Origin of the sequence: Bacillus sp. Marseille-P3661, assembly GCF_900240995.1 — a bacterium.
Taxonomy (GTDB): Bacteria; Bacillota; Bacilli; order Bacillales; family Bacillaceae_J; genus OESV01.
The window spans coordinates 1,098,727-1,119,219 of the sequence record NZ_LT965953.1 but is presented as its reverse complement, the minus strand read 5'-3'; the positions used below and the strand labels follow the sequence as shown (position 1 = coordinate 1,119,219).

The window sequence follows — 20,493 nt, the reverse complement described above, 5'->3', positions numbered from 1 at the left end:
CTAACACTGTTAGATCTTAATTAATATTCCTTAAAAACCTCTTCGCCGTTTAATACACGTAGTGCACCCTCTGCTAAAGCCTGGAGTTCATTTTCTCCTGGCATTACAATAACATCTGCTAACGATTTAACTCTTTCAATAATCAAACTTACAAAATCCTTACCATAAGCTAGATCTCCTGTTAAAACGATAGCATCGATCCGCCCCAGTAAAACCGTACTTTGTGCACCAATTTCTTTTGCTATCTGATATGCCATCGCATCATAAATTAATTTAGCGTGTTCATCTCCTGTTAGGATTCGCCTTTCTATCTCAATAGCATCATTTGTTCCCAAATATCCAACAAGACCGCCTTGGCTAACTAGTTTATTTTCCATTTCTTGTTTAGAATATCCTGCATAACATAATTTGATGAGTTCACCAGTTGGAACTGTTCCAGCACGTTCTGGACTAAATGGCCCTTCTCCGTTCAATCCATTATTAACATCTATTACCTTACCATATCGATGACTGCCAACTGTAATGCCACCACCCATATGAGCAACAATTAATGAGCATTCCTCATACTTTTTCCCTAGCTGTTTGGCAACCTTCCTAGCTGCAGCTTTTTGATTAAGAGCATGAAAAATACTTCTCCGTTCCATTTGTGGTAAGCCTGAAATTCTTGCTATAGGCTCTAATTCATCAACAACAACAGGATCAACTATAAAAGCAGGAATATTTAAACCACTTGCAATTTCATACGCTATGATGCCACCTAAATTAGAGACATGCTGTCCAGAATATCCTTCTCTTAAATCTTCTATCATTTTTAAATTTACCGCATATGTTCCACCTTCGATCGGTCTTAGTAAACCGCCACGTCCCACAACAGCATTGAACTTTGAAATATTTATCCCTTCGTAGTCCAGCGTTTCTAAAACCATGCCTTTTCGATATTCATATTGATCTGTTATTGTATGAAAGCTACTAATGATCTCTGTTTCATGACGAATGGTCTTCTCTATAATTGATACTTCATTGTCATATACTGCAATTTTTGTTGAGCTTGAACCTGGATTTATGACAAGAATTCTATATTCATTTCGCTGCAATCTGAACCCTCCGTAAAACATGCGAATTTAGTTTTCTTATCGGTAGATTAACCGTTACGTCGGTTTAAAATATGCTTTCCATTCATTAAAAATTGACTACGGGAATTTCGCATCCTTGCAATCCGCTCCTCTGCTAATCTATCTGCAGCTTTATAAGTAGGAATACCCTCACGTTTAGAGATTTCAATAACCTTAGCGATATTGTCATAAATTAATTCAACTTTTTTCATTGCTCTTTCACGGTTATATCCATGCAATTCATCTGCAACGTTAATAACTCCTCCTGCATTAATTACATAATCAGGTGCATAGACTATTCCTAATTCGTGTAATTTATCACCATGTCGATCTTCCTTTAATTGATTATTGGCAGACCCCGCGATGACCTTTGCTTTAATTTTAGGGATGGTTTGATCATTAATAGTCGCACCTAATGCACATGGGGCATAAATATCACAATTCACCTCATAAATTTCCTTTGGATCAACCGCCTTTGCTCCAAACTCGCTAATTGCTCGCTGTACGACATTTTTATTAATATCAGTAACAATTAAATTAGCACTTTCTTCATGGAGAAAGTGGCAAAGCCTGTAGGCCACATTCCCGATACCTTGAACTGCTATCGTTTTATCCTCAAGTGAGTCCGATCCAAATGCCTCTTTTGCAGCAGCCTTCATTCCGCGATAAACGCCAAAAGCTGTTACAGGTGATGGATTCCCCGATGATCCAAACGCAGGAGAAATACCTGTCACAAAATCTGTTTCTTCGTGGATAATATCCATATCAGCCACCGTTGTGCCTACATCCTCAGCAGTAATATAACGCCCATTTAATCCTTGAATATAACGTCCGAATGCTCTAAACATGGCTTCATTTTTATCTTTTTGAGGATCACCAATAATAACCGTCTTTCCTCCACCTAAATTCAATCCTGCTGCAGCATTTTTATAAGTCATTCCTTTAGCGAGACGTAAAGCATCTTCTATTGCAGCTTCTTCAGAGTCATACGTCCACATTCTTGTACCACCCAATGCCGGACCTAAAGTTGTGTCATGGATACAAATGATAGCTTTTAAACCAGATTGATTGTCTTGGCAAAAAAGCAATTGCTCATAATCATACTTTTCCATATAATTAAAAATCTCCATTATGTTTCCTCCTTGAAGTCTTCAATTAATCACACTCTCGGCATCAGAAATGGGTATTTATGACGTATTTCTAGAGTAACCTCAGTCGAACTGAACACAATGCTAACGCTAATGAGTAGTTGTTTACTTTCAGCTGAATGTCCTATGTCAAAACGATAGAAACGCCTCTTCTACAGAATGGAGTATATCTTTTGTTCGGATTACCCTTATATTTAATTATTAAAAAATTCAATATATTGTTTAGCCAAGAGAAATTCATTTATCTTTATTTCCAAATATTGAGAAGGAAACTATGCTTTTGTACTGCAATCTTTACTGCTGTATTCCCTTTTATCCTTAGCGACTATAACGACCGAGATCTATGGATAGTATATTGCCCGGGTGATAAGTCATCTAGTTTCATTAAGCCTTAAATCCTTCCTACAATAAATCCATGCAAAGATTGTGCCAATTGAAATTAATAAGTACTTGAAAGCTAGTCCGTTCGCCGCAAATTTTTTCATTCATCGTATAGCTCCAGCCAATCATAACAATAAGGCCTTTTATAAACCCATATAAAAGCAATGAAACTATACCCATTATGTTGAAAAGATAATATCTTTCAATAAATTGCATGCACAAAAATTCATATATGAAATTTATTGCATGCTGCTATTTGCAATATCGTATTTTTCTAGTTTATAATATAGATTTCGCAATGAAATCTCTAAATCTTTTGCAGTTTGTGTTTTATTACCTTTGTTATTGTTCAGAGTAGTAACAATAATTGCCTTTTCATATTCTTCTATTAAGTTCGTTAAAGGCCGACTTTTATTTTGTGCAATACTGTACGTCAGCTGATTGTTCATTTCTTTATCTTTTGGCTGCAATAAAGGAATATGTGGAACATCTATCAAATTCTCGTTAAATTTCATATTAATAATAGCTCTACCTAAAACATTCTCTAATTCCCGAACATTTCCCGGCCAATAATAATCCGTTAAATATTGAATCGCTTCTTTCGTTAAACCTTCAACATTTCGTCCGTAATCCTGATTTATTTTATGTAATAAGTGCTGGCATAAATCTGGTATATCTTCTTTTCGTTCCCTTAATGCTGGAATTTGAATGGGCAATCTATTTATACGATAATATAAATCTTCTCTAATTGTCCCTTCAGCCATACCTTTTTCTAAATTAACATGTGTTGCCGCAATTACCCTTACATTAATAGGAATTGACTTTGTTCCTCCCACTCGTACAATCTCATTTTCCTGAAGTACCCTTAATAATTTTGCTTGGGTACTAGCTGATAATTCGCCGATTTCGTCAAGGAAAATACTTCCGTTATTTGCTTCTTCAAAAAGACCTCTTTTCCCCCCTCGTTTTGCACCTGAAAAAGCACCTTCTTCATAACCAAATAACTCACTTTCGAGCAGTGATTCTGCAATCGCTGCACAATTGACACGAATAAACTTATTAAATCTACGATCACTTGCATTGTGTATCGCATGCGCAAAGAGTTCTTTTCCTGTCCCTGATTCTCCCCTTAACAAAACCGTAGCCGGTGTTTTAGCACCCAATTTTGCTTGCTCAATGGCAAAATTCATTTCAACAGATGAACCAATTATATCCTCAAAGGTATATTTTGCTTCTAATGTTCGAATTATATGTCTTGCCCTTCTCAATTCATCTGTTAACGATTGAATTTCGGAAACATCATGGATTACGCCAACACTTCCTTTAAGAATACCATCTACAATTACCGGGGCAACATTTACAATAACATCCCGGCGATTAGGCCTTAAGCGCATTCTCACTCCACGAACCGGTTTTCTTGTCTTTAAAACTTTCAAATGCATACTTTCGCCTTCAGATATATCAGCTGTAGCAGGTTTTCCAACAATATCCTCATTTTTCAGACCAGTCAACCTTGTGTATGCAGGATTGACCATTATGCCATTGCCTTGTTCATCCACAACAGAGATCGCTTCTTCTGATGATTGTATAATTGCTTCTAGCATAGATTTTATCTCTTTTAAGTTTGTAATTTCCTCTGCAAGTTGATATATGTCAGTCATATCTTTAAATACAGCAAGCGCACCGATAACTTCCCCATTATCATTGATCATCGGGATACTAGACAGTATGATTTTCGAACCATTTTCAAGTTCCTGTTCTTGGTTAAACTCTGGCTTTTTGGTTTCTAAGACTTTATGAAGTCTACTTGCAGGAAAAAAAGATGATAGTTTATTCCCAATTACCATCCCTTGATCTACTCCCATTATTCTTTCTGCACTTTTATTAAGCAAGATAACCGTTTCGCTTTGATCAATAGCAATCATTCCATCGTACGTTGTATTTAAGATGATATCTTGAATAGTTGACTGTTTTTCTTTTTGATTAATTAAATCCTCTTTTTCCTTTAACAGCTTTGCCATAATATAGGCAACTGTACCTGGAATGATTACCATATTAGGTAAGCGACGTTTCCTTATCGCTTCAAAAACGCTATCGTCCCCTGTAGTATCAACAATAACATCTACATCTTCTGAAAAATAATCTTCCCATTTTTCCCCAGTTTGAATACCGTATTCTTTAGCAAATTTTAATCCAGGTGCATTAGGATTATGATCTACAATCGCTTTCACGTTCATATATTCAGTATCGATAAATACTTTCAATAATGCTGTACCGCCTATTCCTCCACCGATGATCAGAGAATTTTGCACGATTTTTCACTCCTAAAGTACAACTGTGCAATTTATTTCATATACTTATCATGAATGAGATATGTAAAAAAATCAAATTTTTAACCTTAAATCTTCTAGTTTTCCGTGATATACTAATGTTGTTGCGTTGCTATTTGTGTTGAAAGGATTATTATATGAATCGTATTATTGCATTATTAATAATGGTCATTCCAGGCATTGTCGCTGTTTATGGTTTTAAATTAATGCGTGACACGCTATTTGGAATATCACATTCCTTTATACCTTATTTATGGCTACAATTTTTTATAGGTTTATTTGCATTTCTATTAGGTTTAGCTTTTGTAACAGGATTTATTTTCTATCGTGATCGTAAACGAAATAAAGTTCAAAATCGATTCAAGCAATAAGTTTGTCCAGCTCCAAGTTGCTAGGTAGTGTAACTGGGACAAGTAATAATTTTGACAAAATAAGCCGTTAGCAAAAAGCTAACGGCTTATTTCAATTCAATTACTTATTCATTTCAACTACTTCAGGTATTGGTAACTCATTAAGATTTTCAAAAAACTCTTCGTATAATGCTCGAACTGCTTTAGGTGCATCCTCACTAACAACAGCAAACATCATGCTAACCTCTGATGAACCTTGGTTAATCATTTCAATATTTACACCAGATCTCGCAAACGCAGCTGTAGCTTTCGCTGATGTTCCTACAAATGATGTCATCCCTTCACCCACAACCATGATTACAGCTTGGTTATGACGAATTGAAATGGTATCTACATTCAATTCTGACTTAATTCGATTTAAAACACGCTCTTCTTTTTCAGGTGTTAACTGTTTTTCACGAAGTATAACTGACGTATCGTCAATTCCTGAAGGCATATGTTCATATGAAAGTCCTTCGTCCTCAAGAATTTGTAATAAACGACGACCAAACCCAATTTCTCTATTCATTAAATATTTACTAACATAAATACTGCAAAAACCGGAGTCACTTGCGATTCCTACAACTGGATCATTACTATAATCACGTTCAGCAACGATGAATGTACCTGGAGCACTTGGATTATTTGTATTTTTTATACAAACTGGTATACCAGCACGGAAAGCAGGAATCAATGCTTCATCATGGAAAACGGAAAAGCCAGCATAAGAAAGCTCACGCATTTCCTTATAAGTTAACTCTTTAATTTCTTTTGGATTATCAACGATATTAGGATTTGCACAATATACTGAATCAACATCAGTGAAATTCTCGTATAGTTCTGCGTCAACACCAGCTGCTAAGATAGCACCTGTAATGTCCGAACCACCTCTTGAAAACGTTACTAAATTCCCTTCTTCAGAGAAACCAAAGAAACCTGGGACTACTAATACTTCATTACGCTCTTTAAGTTTTTTTAAATTTTCATATGTTACAGGAATCACTTGTGCATTACCAGGTTCATCCGTAACAACTATCCCTGCTTCACTAGGATTCACATATGATGCTTTTACCCCAATACTATTTAAGTATTCAGCAAAAAGCTTGGCGTTATTGTCTTCCCCACTTGCCTTAAGTCTATCCATAAAACGGTCAGCATTCGAACGGTCCGATTGAACATCAGCCGTTAAACTTGCTGAAATTTCATCAATAATTGTATTTGATAAATTTAAATCAGTTGCAATTTCAGCATAACGGTTAACGATTGCATTAAATTGCTCATCATAATTTTCATTTGTTAAAGCCTTTTCACCAAGTTCAATAAGTAAATCTGTTGTTTTAGTGTCTTCTTTATAACGTTTTCCTGGGGCCGATACTACGACATATTTTCTTTGCTTATCTGCTTGGATTATATTTGCCACTTTTTTTAATTGCTCAGCACTAGCTACAGATGTTCCTCCAAATTTTGCTACCTTCATTTCTCCTAACCACCTATTTATAAAATTATTTTTATTCTATCATACTTGCGGTCATTTTTAGAGTGGAAATTAGATTTTTCTTATTTTTTTAGACTATTTCCAACGTTTACAAATTTAACCACACTACATAACTTAGAATAATTTTGCATATTGCTCATACCATTTCTCCCATTCTGGCTGACGACAGATACTTTCGCTATTTAAAAGTGCATGAATTACATCTAAACAAACATGCCAGCCAGCAAGATCTTTCGGAGTATGCATTGATACTTTATTAATTTCTTCAATTAATAATAATCTACACCCATTGTTTTTTTCTTCTAATTCAAAACGTACAAGATCTTCTCCCCAAGTAAATTCAAGCACAGAAAACACTTTCAAATTGGTAATTTTCATTTCTTCAAATGTACCATCTTGCATATCAAATTTAATAATACCACCTTCAGACAAATCGTCAATTTCTAATTCAGAAAACCATTTTTCTAACTTATCATTTTCAGTTAGCCAAGACCAAACCTCGCCCACTGAGTAATCCCAATGTCTTATAAAAGTTGCTATATACTTATTTTCCACTTTGTTAATTTGGGCTAACATTTTTTATATCCCCTTACTAATCACTAGCACTCAAAATTATTATTGCTAAATGAAAGCATAATACCACCTATAATAAATAACTTTACCCTTGAAACACAAACGCAAAACCCGATAAATCTGACTGATCTATCGGGTTCCCCATATTACAATTTTAATATTAAGATGCCATATGCTCTAATCTAAGCTTGTCAGCTACCATCGCAATAAACTCAGAGTTCGTAGGCTTGGCTTTCGACATGCTTACTGTGTAACCAAATAATGATGAAATCGAATCGATATTCCCGCGACTCCAAGCTACTTCAATCGCATGTCGAATTGCACGTTCAACGCGGCTAGCAGTTGTGTTATATTTCTTTGCAATGTCTGGATATAGAACCTTTGTAATTGATCCAAGTAATTCAATATCGTTATATACCATTGATATAGCTTCCCTTAAGTATAGGTAACCCTTAATGTGGGCTGGTACTCCAATCTCATGGATAATGCTAGTAATATTGGCATCTAGACTTTTGGTCTTTGGTTCTACAGGTGTTCTAGTAACGACAGGACGTTTAACAAATGTAGTTGATTTACCTGAAACTTGACGTATATGGTTTGCTAAATTTTCCATATCAAATGGTTTCAATATAAAATACGAAGCACCTAGCTCAACTGCCTTTGTTGTTACATCCTCTTGTCCAAAGGCTGTCAACATAATGACATTAGGAAATGACTTTTTATTTAAGTCACGCATTTTTTCCAATACCGCCAAGCCATCTAAATGTGGCATAATAATATCTAATACAAGTACGTCAGGATCATGACTTTCTAATAAATTTAGACATTCTTGGCCATTATAGGCTGTACCAATAACTTCAATATCCTCTTGATTTGTCAAATAATCTTCTAAAAGCGAAACTAGTTCGCGATTGTCATCCACTAAGCACACCTTTATTTTTTTTAACACACGAATTTCCTCCTCAGTACCAATATTCTCTACTTATATTCTAACTCATACATTCGACAATGCAATCTTAAATCCTTTAAATTTTTAAAAAATTTCATAAAAATACTGGAAAATCTTGAGTTTTCTTTAAAATGCTCTTATTTTCGACTGCATCTGTCATTAGATAACAAAATTCTACTTTTGTTGAATATTCCAAAAACTATTGAGTTTAGCTAAACCTACAAATAAGAAATCAGCTTAATATGCTTTAAATGAACTTTAAATAAAGATAAAGAGAAAAAAGCGAGTCAATTAACTCGCTTTTTTCTCTTTATCCTCTTGATCTTTTGCATAAATATTTATGCCTGCCTCATTTAACATCCATTCAATATGAACACCATAACCAGAGGTTGGATCGTTTACGAACACGTGCGTTACAGCCCCAATAATTTTCCCATCCTGTATTATCGGGCTACCGCTCATCCCTTGAACAATCCCACCAGTTTTATCCAACAATTCTTTATCGGTTATTCTAATCACCATTCCCTTAGTTGCGGGGAATTTTTGAGGTACAGTACTTGCAACTTCCACATCAAATTCTTGTACTTCATCCCCTTCAACAACCGTTAAGATCTTTGCTGGGCCTTCTTTTACCTCATGTGATAATGCAATCGGTAAAGCTTCGTCAAGCACACCATTTTTTATTCCCTTTGTTAATTCACCAAAAATACCAAATGGGCTATTTCGAGTAATATTGCCGATTACTTCTTTGTCATTTGAAAAACGTGCTAGTTTTTCACCAGGGTTTCCATTTGCACCCTTCTCAATTGAAGTAACAGTTGATCGTACTATTTGTCCATCATGTACTACTATTGGCTTTTTAGTATCCATATCAGAAATGACATGACCTAAAGCTCCATATTTTTTTGATTCAGGGTGGTAGAATGTCATTGTACCAATGCCTGCAGCTGAATCTCTTATATACAAGCCCATTCGATAATGAAACTCATTTTTAGCTTTAATAGGTGTTAATTCTGTTTCAAATTCTTTTTCGTCGCGCTTAACAAGTAACTTTAAAGAATTACCATTCTCTCCAGCTTCCTCAACAAAAGAAGCTACTTCGCTCATTTTTTTTATCGGTTGGTCATTAATTTTCATAATAATGTCACCGACTTCAATTCCAGCTACTTCCCCAGGTGATTCCTGTCCTTTTTCGGTGTCAATCAAATGATGTCCTACAACGAGAACCCCTAACGTGTTTAATTTTACCCCCAACGATTGGCCCCCTGGGATTACTTTAAAGTCTGGAAGGACTTTTATATTTACATTCTTCACAGGAAAATCTGCCATTTGTAACAGCATCTGTTCTTCACCGCTTTCTTCTCCTTTTATAGAAAGCGTATTCTCACCATGATCTGCTAGCGAGTAAATAGCATCATTATTTGATTGTGAAAAGACTGGTAAAGATGTTATAGCTGCCTCTTGTCCTTCAAATAGAATTATCTCTTTTGGAATTGAAACATATTCTTGAATTGGTTTTGAAAAGCCAATTCCAATTAAAAGAACAAGGAGAAATAAACCAACTATTTTTCTAAGCCATTCTACTTTCAATCATTTCACTCTCCTCGCTCCATCCCACACCATTTTTTTATGGCTACAGTTATCATTTTGCCCTCATCATCTTCATTTATAACTGTGCAAAATGAAAAAAGCTATCCTTCTTTGGATAGCTCTTACAGTTAAAAAATTTGATTAGCAAACGGAGGAGGTTTTTATTTGTTCTGCCAATTGTAGCAATTCACGTGCATGTTTCTTAGTAAGGTCTGTTATCTCAACACCAGAAATCATTCGACCAATTTCCTTAATTTTTTCTTCTTCATTTAATTCTTTGGTAAAAGTCCTTGTGCGGTCTCCACTGCTTTCTTTTTTTATATGAAGATGTGTATCCGCCATCGCTGCAACCTGAGGTAAATGGGTGATACATAATACTTGTGACCCTTTTGCTATTTTATAAATTTTTTCTGCCATTGCTTGTGCAACACGTCCGCTTACCCCAGTATCCACTTCATCGAATATTATAGAGGTTATCCCTTGATTTTTTGAGAAGATACTTTTTAAAGCAAGCATTATTCTAGATAACTCACCACCGGACGCTATTTTAGATAAAGCTTTTAGAGGTTCACCAGGATTAGTTGAAATTAAAAACTCAATTTTATCAATACCATTACTTAAAAATTCAATATGCTGCCCTTTATATACTAGATGGTGATCTTGTTTTTTCCCATTCACTAATGAGAAATTCACCTCAAAAATTGTTTTATCCATATGCAAATCTTTAAGCTCTTTATGAATTGCATTTTTTAACAATTGAGCAACTTCCTGGCGTTTCTTAGATAAGTGGTCTGCTTCAACAATTAAATCATTTTGAATTTCTTTAAGTTGTTGGCGTAATCTTTCCAAGTGATCTTCTCGATTCTGGATTTGATCGATTTCATCTTCTATTTGAGCGCCATATTCAAGGATTTCTTCAATTGACTGACCATATTTTTTCTTTAATATTTTAATCTCATTCAAGCGTTCTTCTATATAGTTAAGTCTTTGCGGATCAAACTCAAGCTGGTCAAGCTGGTCTCTCAAAGCATACATTGATTCTTCAAGTAAAAAATAGCTATTCGATATACTTTCAAATATTGCTTTTAATTGATTATTGAGGGAGGAAACATCTTCAAGATGACTCATGGCAAGTCCAACCCAATCCATACCTCGATGCTCACCTGAAAGAGCTTCATAACCAGCTCTTGTTGCTGTATGGATTTTTTCATAATTGGATAGCTGCAATCTTTCCTCAATAAGTGTTTCTTCTTCACCTGGCGAAAGCTCCGACTTTTTAATCTCATCCAATTGAAACTGAATTAGGTCAAGGCGATGGGCCATTTGTTGTTCATTATCGTTAAGATTTTTTAATTGTTTATTTAACTTTGAATATGTTTGATATAGCCGTTGATATTCTTCTAAAGATGAAAAAACCTCATTCGGATCATAATCATCGATTAACGATAAATGTCGATCCTCATTCATTAAATCCTGATGTTCATGCTGACCATGGATATCAATTAATGTTCGACCTACTTCTCTAAGTATGCCGAGTGTAACCAATTTACCATTAATTCTACATACACTTTTACCACTCGTTAAAATATCACGGCGAACAACAAGCATTCCATCAGAGATATCTATACCTAACTCTTCTGCTTTTTTTATACTTGTATGTTTGTCATCATCTAGTAAAAATAAAGCTTCAATTTCCGCCTTTGAGCAACCATACCGTACAAACTCAGAGGAGCCCCGACCTCCTACAACAAGACTAATTGCGTCTATAATGATTGATTTACCAGCCCCCGTTTCACCAGATAAAACCGTTAATCCTTTCTGAAAGGAAATAGATAAAGATTCAATTATTGCAAAATTTTTTATCGAAAGCTCTGCTAGCATATATAACCACACCTTTTTATAGCATTTCAATAAATCTATTAGCTATTTTTTCCGTATCTTCCGTTGTTCTACATATAATTAAAATTGTATCATCACCACAGATAGTGCCCAATACTTCATCCCAATCTAGATTATCAATTAGAGCTCCTATTGCATTGGCATTACCTGGTAAGGTTTTCATAACAAGCAAATGTCCAGCTGAATCAATTTTTACAAAAGCATCCATTAATGATCTTTTTAGTTTTTGCAATGGATTGAACCTTTGGTCCGCAGGTAAACTATATTTATATCTCCCATCTGGTAAAGGTACTTTTACAAGATGTAATTCTTTAATATCCCTAGAGACTGTAGCTTGCGTTACGTTATACCCTGCACTTTTCAGCTCGTCCACTAACTCATCCTGTGTTTCTATTTCATTATTCGAGATAAGTTCTCTAATTTTAATATGCCTTTGTCCTTTATTCATCATTTAACACCCCAATAAATGCATTTTTATATAACATAATGCAATTTTATACATGATTCTATGTTAAACGATTTAGTCCAAATTGTACATTTATTTCTGCTATATCTTGCTATACACCCTTCTTTCAAAAGATAAGATGGAACAGTTCATAATCATTTATTATACATTCCGAGATCACAAAAAAACTCCTATACCTCTAGAAAAAATTATTCAACACTCACTCAGCAATAGAAAAAGGATAACACTATGTTATCCTAAGGTAACCTACAAAGCCCGGTGTGCTTCTTCGACAATTTTTATTGGATCAATGCTTTCATCAATATTACTTTCAGCATTCTCATGCCACTTCAAGTGTAATAAAAATTCAATATTTCCTTCTCCGCCTGTAATAGGTGAATAGGTTGCATTTTTTACACTATACCCTAACGAAAGTGCAAAATCTGTTATCTCTTTTAGAACTTTAATATGAATTTTGGGATCTCTAATAATACCTTTTTTACCTACCTCATCTTTACCTGCTTCAAATTGTGGCTTTACAAGCGTTACCACATCGCTATCATTATCCAATAATGTTTTCAATACAGGTAGGATTAATTTTAACGAAATAAATGAAACATCAATTGTTGAAAAGTTTGGTTGGCCTTGGGTTAATTGATCTTTTGTTACATAGCGAAAGTTTGTCCGTTCCATAACAATTACACGCGGATCTTGCCGGAGTTTCCATGCTAACTGGTTATAGCCAACATCAAGAGCATATACTAATTTAGCACCATTTTGTAATGCGCAATCAGTAAATCCACCCGTTGATGCTCCTATATCTAAAACAATTCGATCATTAATATTGATCGCAAACACCTCAAGTGCCTTTTCAAGCTTTAAACCGCCCCTAGAAACATAGGGCATTACTTTTCCTTTTACTTCTAGAGGGGTCGCTATTTCAATTTTTATACCCGGTTTATCAATTCTTCCTTCAGGAGAATAAACAATTCCTGCCATGATCGCCCGTTTTGCTTTTTCTCTTGTTTCAAACAATCCTCTGTCTACAAGAATAACGTCTACTCTTTCTTTCTTTATACTCATTAATTTAAGCCCTTTTCTGCTTTTTAGATAATTGTTTTCTTGTTAACAAGCGTACTTTTTCCACAGCATTCGCTGTTGTTAAACCTATCTCTTCTAGTAATTTTGTAACACTTCCGTGTTCGATAAATTGATCAGGTATTCCCATTCTTGCAATATTTATATTTTTATAATCGTAATCATGAGCAAACTCTAAAACTGCACTTCCAAATCCGCCTTGCATAACTGCTTCTTCAATTGTAAGGATTGGCATGGCATTGCCCAAAATCTCATGCATCATTTTTTCATCTAATGGTTTAATAAAACGAGCGTTAACCACTTTTACACTTATTCCTTCTAATTGTAATTGTTTCGCTGCGTCCAGCGCCATTTCTATTGTTGTACCAAATGTTAAAATCGCAGCGTCGACACCTTCCTTTAATACTTCCCAGGAACCAATAGGTATTTCTTTAAGCTTTTTATCCATCGTAACACCTAATCCATTTCCTCTAGGAAAACGAAGAGCAATCGGACCCGTTTCATAATTAATTGCCGTATTAACCATATGCTGCCCTTCATTTTCATCCTTAGGCATCATAATAACTAAATTTGGAATATGTCTTAAAAAAGCAATATCAAACACACCCTGATGCGTCTCTCCATCTGCGCCTACTAAACCTGCACGATCAATACCGAAAAATACATTTAAATTTTGACGACAAACATCATGTACGACTTGGTCGTAACCGCGCTGTAAAAATGTTGAATAAATAGCCAAGAACGGTTTGAATTTTTGGGTTGCTAATCCGGCTGCCATTGTAATTGCATGTTGTTCTGCTATTCCAACATCAAAAAAACGGTCAGGAAACTCCCTAGCAAAGTCTACCAACTTTGACCCTACTGGCATAGCAGGAGTAATAGCAACTACGCGATGATCCTCCCTAGCTATTTTAAGGACTGTGTCACTTATAACCTTACTCCAGGCAGGTGCAGTATTAACCGGGGTTAGCCCTTCTCCTGATTCAATTTTATAAGGTCCTACTCCATGCCATTTACCAGTTGTATCTGTTTCTGCTGGCTGATATCCTTTTCCCTTTTTGGTAATTACATGAATTAAAACAGGACCTTTTGTCTTTTTAGCATATTGAAAATTTTCTAGAAGGTCATTGAAGTTATGCCCATCAACAGGGCCTAAATATGTAAAACCCATTTCTTCAAAGAACACACCAGAAACAAGAAGATACTTTAGACTATCTTTTAATCGCTCAGCTGTTGCAGCAACCTTCCCACCAATAGCAGGTATTTTTTTCAGTATATATTCCAATTCATCTTTAACCCATTGATATTTGCCGGCTGTTCTCAAACGTCCTAAAACATTATGAAGTGCACCAACATTAGGAGCAATCGACATTTCATTATCATTTAAGATAACGATCATGTCTTTCTTTTCGCTTCCAATATGATTTAACGCTTCCAAAGCCATTCCACCAGTTAAAGCACCATCACCAATAATAGGGATAATTATTTCATTGGAACCTTTCAAATCTCTTGCAATAGCCATTCCCATTGCACCTGAAAGTGAGGTAGAACTATGTCCAGTTTCCCATACATCATGTTCAGATTCAGAAATTTTAGGAAAGCCTGATAAACCTTTATGTTGTCGAAGGGTATTAAAGTCCGATGCCCTCCCTGTTAGGATTTTGTGAACATATGATTGATGACCAACATCCCATAGAAATTTATCCTTTGGACTATCAAACACTTTATGAAGGGCAATAGTTAATTCAACCACACCTAGATTGGGTCCTAAATGACCACCTGTTTTAGAAAGCTTTTCAATTAGGAATTGCCTAATCGACTCTGCCAATTGCTCTAATTGCTGCTCGGATAGATTTTTAATTGCTTTAGGATCTTTAAATGTTTCTAAATTCATAGAAACCCACTCACTTTCATTTCAAGACTTTAACGACTTCTTATTTTAGATTCCTTTTTTCCGGGAAGGATTTTTATATTTAATTTGTCCTCGATTAGATAAAATAGTTGTCCCACGTGAAATATAATATCAGTTGAATATTTGATAGCAATTGATTTACCAAAAGCTTTCCCTCCTACTGTTAGAGCTGCAACTATACTTGTAAATATTACAGATGTAGTGTAATGAAAGCTTGAATCTTCATTATACCCTAAACCTGTCGTTAATTGAATAAGCACTATTGCAGTAGCAGTACCACTAATTATTCCAGATATATCGCCGATTACATCATTACAAAAACTTGCAAAGCGGTCTGCATTTCTCGTAATTAACATCGCATGCTTAGCTCCATTTATTTTTTTAGAGGCCATTGCATGAAAAGGAGTTTCGTCAGCTGCCGTTGCTGCTATTCCAAGCATATCAAAGAAAATACCCACAAAAACAATAAAAAGAACAATTAACATACCAATGCCCCATTGTACACCATTTAACATAAGTGTGGATACAATTGTAAAAATAGCCGCTAACACAAATGTGATAACGGCAATACCTATACTAAAGCGTATCGATTTAGACAACAATTGTTTCATTTATATGATAAATCTCCTTATAGGTAAAAAAATAATTATTATGGCGCATAAATCCGAAGTAAAAAAATACATTGTTGTCAACTTATCATTGGTGTATTCGTCCACGATTTACCGTATGTAGTGAAGTGGTCATATAATGAGTAAAAACTGCGGCTTAGGTCCAGTAGGTTTTCCCAAGCAAGTACCTAGCGTTGCCACATTGGCGGTTTCCCTTTAAACTCACCTTAACCGTGTCACCAGCGGTTAGACTGGATTACCACTTAGTCCGCACTATAATCCCCATTATACGTCATCTAGAACAGTCTAGGAGTTTTCCTCAACAGCCTTTAACCTACTCCTAGCCTCTTTTGCAGAGAAGATTTCATATGGAATCGTCTCATAAAGTTCGAGCGGCCTACTCGGAATCTATATGCTTTAGCCATAATCCCCTCTTACTCCACTCAAGGCAGGCTACGCTGTTTGCACGCTTCCCAGCTTGCAATTACAGGTTCATACCCCATCCCATAGAATTGGTAGCTAACTTCTCCTACGCAAATGGGCCTCCGCGGAAGAAGGGTCAACGCCCACATGCCTTTGTGGATCGCCCTCCAACCTTAACTCCCAGCATCAACCCAAGGCTGGGCGCCTCAAGCCGACACAAGGAACTTCATCGATGTGCCCTTTAGCGGATTTTTAGGCCCGCCTTCAGAGTCGGTGGGCTGACTAGAATACTGCACCACTCCAAATTCATACATAATATTATCATATAATAGCGAAGTTCTCAATGATCGCGGTTTACAATATAATCTGCAATTTGTAACAAAATCTCAGAATTTATTTGGCTTTTAGCCAAGAATCTTTTCGATTCGTTTAGATGATATTCACATTTTTCTTTGGCACCCGAGAGCGTCAATAATTTTGGGTACGTACTTTTATCATTCCCAGCATCGCTTCCTACAGGCTTGCCAATTTGTGCTTCATTACCCTCAATATCCAGTATGTCATCTTTAATTTGGAATGCAAGCCCTAAATGGTTCGCAAATTGTTCCAAGTATACTAATTGTTCTTCTGTTGCTCCTGCTATAATAGCACCAGCTAACACTGGGAATATTAGTAGTTTGCCGGTTTTGTGTTCATGTATATACTGAAGATCTTCAACTGTTAATTCTTTGTTCTCACCTAATAAATCAGCTACTTGTCCACCAACCATTCCAGCTGGTCCTGCAGCAAAAGCTAATCTTGAGATTAAATTCACTTTTATTTCAGGTGATATATAGGTAGATTTAGAAATTACTTCAAATCCCTGAGTTAGTAAACCATCACCTGCCAAAATAGCAATGGCATCACCATATACTTTGTGATTGGTTGGTTTACCTCTTCTTAAATCATCATTATCCATACTTGGTAAATCATCATGAATAAGCGAGTATGTATGTATCATTTCAAGTGCACAAGCAACATCAATACCTTGTCGCTCATCTTTGTTAAACGCCTGCAATGTAGCAAAAAGTAGGATCGGCCTGATTCGTTTTCCACCAGCATCCAAGGAATAGATCATAGATTCTTTAATAATTTCAGGTGCCGAAAGATCCCTAATATAGGTTGGAAGCATTTCTTCTATCCAACTTTTCCTAGTCTTCATATATTCCTTAAAATCGAAATCCATTATTCCGTTTCGTCCTCCCCCATAATAAAAGGCTTCATTTCTCCATCCTCTTGTAATATTTGCTCCATTTGTTTTTCTACCTTAATGAGCTTATCATGACAAATTTTGGATAAAGCCATTCCTTCCTGAAAATATGCAATTGCGGCTTCTAATGGGACATCGCCCTCTTCAAGCTTTCCTACTATATTTTCTAGTTTTTCCATCGCTTCTTCGAACGTAACTTTGGTTTCTTCACTCATATATTCTCACTCTCCTCAATACCCCAAACCTGACAATCCAAATAACCATCCTTTAATTGTATCTTTAAAGGATCACCAGGTTGGACTTGTTTTACAGATTTTACTAACGTTTTCTTTTCCCTATAGGTTAAACTATAGCCTCTCTCCATAACTCTTAACGGGTTTAAGGCATTTAGCTTCGATACTTCATTACTCATTTCAAGTCTCTTTTTAGTTACAAGAGCGTTTATAAGTTTTTCCAGATCTCTTACCATTAGCTGCAGTTTTTCATTGGATCTGTGGATCTGTCCAAAAGGATGAGCCTTTTTTAGCCGTTTATTTAGCTGATCCCATCGCTCTTTTTCTGTGGTTAATTTTCGGTTGGTTTCTTTCATAAATTGTTCAAGTAGTCGGTCTAGCTCTTGTTCCTTTTGATTCAAAAGTTGTCTAGGATAGCGAAATGCATAAGACTTTTGTAAACGTTGGAGGTGCTTTTTTTCACCATTTAATTTATCTTTCATCGTTCTAAGAAGCCGTGCTTTACGCTCTTGAATTCTTTCCATTAACTCTTCGATATGCGGAACAGCTAATTCGGCAGCACCTGTTGGTGTAGGTGCCCGTAGATCGGCTACAAAATCAGCTATAGTAAAGTCTGTTTCATGACCAACAGCTGAGATAATTGGAATAGTTGATGCCGAAATTGCCCGTGCTACTATTTCCTCATTAAAAGGCCACAAATCTTCGATTGAACCTCCGCCACGTCCTACAATTAAAACGTCAAACATTCCTGTACTATTAGCCTGTTGTATAGCTTTTGCAATTGACGGCGCAGCCATTTCCCCCTGAACTAGAACAGGGAGCACGCTAATTCGGACAACCGGATAGCGTCTCTTTAATGTTATTAAGATATCACGAATCGCAGCACCTGTAGGAGATGTAATTATGCCTATACTTTGAGGATATTTTGGTATCAGTTTCTTACGTTCCTGTGCAAATAACCCTTCAAACTCTAGTTTTCTTTTTAATTCCTCATACGCTAAATAAAGGCTACCAATCCCATCCGGTTGCATATCCTTAGCGTATATTTGATATTGACCATAAGACTCATAGACCGTTACTTCTCCATTAATTAGAACTTTCATTCCATTTTCAGGCCTAAACTTTAATAACCGATTATCACTGGCAAACATAACACCTTGTATTCTTGAATTTTCGTCTTTCAAGGTGAAATACATATGCCCACGGCTATGCCACTTAAAGTTTGATAATTCACCTTTTATCCAAACATCTTGAAGATGTGGATCCGTATCAAATTTCCTTTTTAAGTAACGCGTTAAAGCAGTAACCGTTAGGAATTTTCTTTCGGTCATGAACAAACACCTTGAGTTTGTTTTGCTGCCTGGATTGTATTTTGTAATAACATTGTAATTGTTAAAGGACCAACTCCACCTGGAACCGGAGTAATATAACTTGCAACTTCTTTAGCTTCGTCAAAAATAACATCTCCACATAGTTTTCCTGTTGACTCTAAACGATTTACCCCAACATCTATGACAACAGCGCCTTCGTTTATATGATCTTTTCCAATAAAATTAGCTCTACCAACTGCAACAATTAAGATATCAGCCTGCTTTGTTATTTCACTTAAGTTTTTTGTTCTTGAATGACAATATGTAACAGTTGCATTCTCATTCAAAAATAATTGACCTACAGGTTTTCCAACAATATTACTTCTACCAACAACTACTACATGTTTACCTTCAATCTCGATATTTTGCAATTGAACCATTTTTAAAATTCCGTATGGTGTACATGGAATAAAGGCTTGTTGGCCAGTCATCATTCGTCCGACGTTTATCGGATGAAATCCATCCACATCTTTTTCCGGTATAATTCTCTCAATTACTTTCTTCTCTTCAATATGACTAGGAAGTGGTAATTGAACAAGGATACCATGGATTGAAGGATCTTCATTCAACACATCGATTTGGGCTAATAATTCATCCTCTGTAATTGTCGCTGGCTGTTCAATTAAGGTATTATATATACCTACTTCTTCACAAGCTTTTTTCTTTCCTTTTACATATGAATGCGAGGCAGGGTCGTCGCCAACTATAATTACAGCCAGTCCTGGTTTTAATCCTTTACTATTTAATACTTTAACCTCTTCTTTCATTTCTGCTCGCAATTGACTGGCAATTTCTTTACCACTTATAATTTGTGCTGTCATCATACTTCCCCCTGTTTAGATTCAAGTGTTGTTTTTATTTTTGATAGTACTCCATTAATGAATTTACTAGACTCATCATCGCCGAAACTCTTGGCTAACTCGATTGCTTCATTTATCGATACATTATGTGGTATGTCGACTTGAAACATCATTTCATATGTACTTATCCGTAAAATAGCACGATCAATATTCCCTAAACGGCTTATAGACCATTTCTCAAGATTATCTGAAATCAATTTATCAATTTCTGGTAAATGATTTATTGTTCCTAATACTAAATCATTTAAAAATGGACTCCCGTTTTCGCCTTCTAAGACATTCTCTATCGCAATATTTGGCTCAGTTTGACTCATATCAATTTGAAAGAGAGCTTGTAATGCTTTTTCTCTTGCTGTTCTTCTTTTCATCTATTAACTTCCTTTCCTTTCGGTTTCATTACACATTATAACTGATTATCGAGTCCTTTAA

18 protein-coding genes are annotated in these 20,493 nt (G+C 35.7%); 1 reads left to right on the top strand and 17 read right to left on the bottom strand.

Features of this window, described 5'->3' with window-relative positions:
- Window positions 1–20: 20 nt before the first annotated feature.
- The 3 genes from buk to C1724_RS05230 all read right to left on the bottom strand — a co-directional run bounded on the left by buk (window position 21) and on the right by C1724_RS05230 (window position 4,953).
- A complete protein-coding gene (gene buk, locus C1724_RS05240) occupies window positions 21–1,115 on the bottom strand; it encodes a butyrate kinase (protein ID WP_374703422.1) in 1,095 nt (364 codons plus the stop codon).
- Window positions 1,116–1,141: 26 nt separating this feature from the next.
- The gene (gene bcd, locus C1724_RS05235) at window positions 1,142–2,242 is read right to left on the bottom strand and encodes a branched-chain amino acid dehydrogenase (protein WP_102345657.1); all 1,101 of its coding nucleotides are present in this window, start codon (window positions 2,240–2,242) and stop codon (window positions 1,142–1,144) included.
- Window positions 2,243–2,880: 638 nt separating this feature from the next.
- Complete coding sequence (locus tag C1724_RS05230; RefSeq protein WP_102345656.1) at window positions 2,881–4,953, bottom strand: sigma-54 interaction domain-containing protein; 2,073 nt, start codon at window positions 4,951–4,953, stop codon at window positions 2,881–2,883.
- A gap of 155 nt (window positions 4,954–5,108) precedes the next feature.
- Between C1724_RS05230 and C1724_RS05225 the strand changes: the two genes are divergently transcribed.
- Entirely contained in the window at window positions 5,109–5,342 is a 234-nt protein-coding gene (locus tag C1724_RS05225; RefSeq protein ID WP_102345655.1) for a DUF2627 domain-containing protein, read from the top strand.
- Window positions 5,343–5,442: 100 nt separating this feature from the next.
- Here the strand turns inward: C1724_RS05225 and C1724_RS05220 are convergent, their stop codons facing one another.
- From C1724_RS05220 to nusB, 14 genes are all read right to left on the bottom strand, one after another.
- Window positions 5,443–6,837, bottom strand: a complete 1,395-nt coding sequence (locus tag C1724_RS05220) for an aspartate kinase (RefSeq protein WP_102345654.1) — start codon at window positions 6,835–6,837, stop codon at window positions 5,443–5,445.
- A 132-nt stretch (window positions 6,838–6,969) separates the two neighbouring features.
- Window positions 6,970–7,431: an SRPBCC family protein gene (locus C1724_RS05215; RefSeq protein WP_102345653.1), complete on the bottom strand. Its 462-nt coding sequence runs from the start codon at window positions 7,429–7,431 to the stop codon at window positions 6,970–6,972.
- Between the two features lie 157 nt (window positions 7,432–7,588).
- Window positions 7,589–8,383, bottom strand: coding sequence for a sporulation transcription factor Spo0A (spo0A, locus tag C1724_RS05210; RefSeq protein WP_142386519.1), 795 nt, complete (start codon window positions 8,381–8,383; stop codon window positions 7,589–7,591).
- A gap of 285 nt (window positions 8,384–8,668) precedes the next feature.
- The gene (gene spoIVB / locus C1724_RS05205) at window positions 8,669–9,967 is read right to left on the bottom strand and encodes a SpoIVB peptidase (RefSeq protein ID WP_102345651.1); all 1,299 of its coding nucleotides are present in this window, start codon (window positions 9,965–9,967) and stop codon (window positions 8,669–8,671) included.
- 141 nt (window positions 9,968–10,108) lie between these two features.
- Window positions 10,109–11,848 (bottom strand): DNA repair protein RecN, encoded by a 1,740-nt coding sequence (recN, locus tag C1724_RS05200; RefSeq protein ID WP_102345650.1) that lies wholly within the window; start codon window positions 11,846–11,848, stop codon window positions 10,109–10,111.
- A 16-nt stretch (window positions 11,849–11,864) separates the two neighbouring features.
- Complete coding sequence (ahrC, locus tag C1724_RS05195) at window positions 11,865–12,314, bottom strand: transcriptional regulator AhrC/ArgR (protein WP_102345649.1); 450 nt, start codon at window positions 12,312–12,314, stop codon at window positions 11,865–11,867.
- A 264-nt stretch (window positions 12,315–12,578) separates the two neighbouring features.
- Window positions 12,579–13,394 carry a TlyA family RNA methyltransferase gene (locus C1724_RS05190; protein WP_102345648.1) on the bottom strand — a complete coding sequence of 272 codons (816 nt, stop codon included), beginning with the start codon at window positions 13,392–13,394 and terminating at the stop codon, window positions 12,579–12,581.
- Between the two features lie 4 nt (window positions 13,395–13,398).
- Window positions 13,399–15,303, bottom strand: a complete 1,905-nt coding sequence (dxs, locus tag C1724_RS05185) for a 1-deoxy-D-xylulose-5-phosphate synthase (RefSeq protein WP_102345647.1) — start codon at window positions 15,301–15,303, stop codon at window positions 13,399–13,401.
- Window positions 15,304–15,332: 29 nt separating this feature from the next.
- Window positions 15,333–15,932 (bottom strand): hypothetical protein, encoded by a 600-nt coding sequence (locus tag C1724_RS05180; RefSeq protein WP_102345646.1) that lies wholly within the window; start codon window positions 15,930–15,932, stop codon window positions 15,333–15,335.
- 760 nt (window positions 15,933–16,692) lie between these two features.
- The gene (locus C1724_RS05175; RefSeq protein ID WP_102345645.1) at window positions 16,693–17,577 is read right to left on the bottom strand and encodes a polyprenyl synthetase family protein; all 885 of its coding nucleotides are present in this window, start codon (window positions 17,575–17,577) and stop codon (window positions 16,693–16,695) included.
- The gene (locus C1724_RS05170) at window positions 17,577–17,816 is read right to left on the bottom strand and encodes an exodeoxyribonuclease VII small subunit (protein WP_102345644.1); all 240 of its coding nucleotides are present in this window, start codon (window positions 17,814–17,816) and stop codon (window positions 17,577–17,579) included. Before C1724_RS05170 ends, C1724_RS05175 begins: the two co-directional genes overlap by 1 nt.
- The gene (xseA, locus tag C1724_RS05165; protein WP_102345643.1) at window positions 17,813–19,165 is read right to left on the bottom strand and encodes an exodeoxyribonuclease VII large subunit; all 1,353 of its coding nucleotides are present in this window, start codon (window positions 19,163–19,165) and stop codon (window positions 17,813–17,815) included. Before xseA ends, C1724_RS05170 begins: the two co-directional genes overlap by 4 nt.
- Window positions 19,162–20,025 carry a bifunctional methylenetetrahydrofolate dehydrogenase/methenyltetrahydrofolate cyclohydrolase FolD gene (gene folD, locus C1724_RS05160; RefSeq protein WP_102345642.1) on the bottom strand — a complete coding sequence of 288 codons (864 nt, stop codon included), beginning with the start codon at window positions 20,023–20,025 and terminating at the stop codon, window positions 19,162–19,164. Before folD ends, xseA begins: the two co-directional genes overlap by 4 nt.
- Window positions 20,025–20,432, bottom strand: a complete 408-nt coding sequence (gene nusB, locus C1724_RS05155; RefSeq protein WP_102345641.1) for a transcription antitermination factor NusB — start codon at window positions 20,430–20,432, stop codon at window positions 20,025–20,027. Before nusB ends, folD begins: the two co-directional genes overlap by 1 nt.
- Window positions 20,433–20,493 lie beyond the last annotated feature (61 nt).

Bases quoted from the DNA above. Each gene is read 5' to 3' on its own strand.
- buk (WP_374703422.1), bottom strand. From the start codon at position 1,115: ATGTTTTACGGAGGGTTCAGATTGCAGCGAAATGAATATAGAATTCTT.
- bcd (WP_102345657.1), bottom strand. From the start codon at position 2,242: ATGGAGATTTTTAATTATATGGAAAAGTATGATTATGAGCAATTGCTT.
- C1724_RS05225 (WP_102345655.1), top strand. From the start codon at position 5,109: ATGAATCGTATTATTGCATTATTAATAATGGTCATTCCAGGCATTGTC.
- C1724_RS05220 (WP_102345654.1), bottom strand. From the start codon at position 6,837: ATGAAGGTAGCAAAATTTGGAGGAACATCTGTAGCTAGTGCTGAGCAA.
- C1724_RS05215 (WP_102345653.1), bottom strand. From the start codon at position 7,431: ATGTTAGCCCAAATTAACAAAGTGGAAAATAAGTATATAGCAACTTTT.
- recN (WP_102345650.1), bottom strand. From the start codon at position 11,848: ATGCTAGCAGAGCTTTCGATAAAAAATTTTGCAATAATTGAATCTTTA.
- ahrC (WP_102345649.1), bottom strand. From the start codon at position 12,314: ATGAATAAAGGACAAAGGCATATTAAAATTAGAGAACTTATCTCGAAT.
- C1724_RS05190 (WP_102345648.1), bottom strand. From the start codon at position 13,394: ATGAGTATAAAGAAAGAAAGAGTAGACGTTATTCTTGTAGACAGAGGA.
- dxs (WP_102345647.1), bottom strand. From the start codon at position 15,303: ATGAATTTAGAAACATTTAAAGATCCTAAAGCAATTAAAAATCTATCC.
- C1724_RS05180 (WP_102345646.1), bottom strand. From the start codon at position 15,932: ATGAAACAATTGTTGTCTAAATCGATACGCTTTAGTATAGGTATTGCC.
- C1724_RS05175 (WP_102345645.1), bottom strand. From the start codon at position 17,577: ATGGATTTCGATTTTAAGGAATATATGAAGACTAGGAAAAGTTGGATA.
- C1724_RS05170 (WP_102345644.1), bottom strand. From the start codon at position 17,816: ATGAGTGAAGAAACCAAAGTTACGTTCGAAGAAGCGATGGAAAAACTA.
- xseA (WP_102345643.1), bottom strand. From the start codon at position 19,165: ATGACCGAAAGAAAATTCCTAACGGTTACTGCTTTAACGCGTTACTTA.
- folD (WP_102345642.1), bottom strand. From the start codon at position 20,025: ATGACAGCACAAATTATAAGTGGTAAAGAAATTGCCAGTCAATTGCGA.
- nusB (WP_102345641.1), bottom strand. From the start codon at position 20,432: ATGAAAAGAAGAACAGCAAGAGAAAAAGCATTACAAGCTCTCTTTCAA.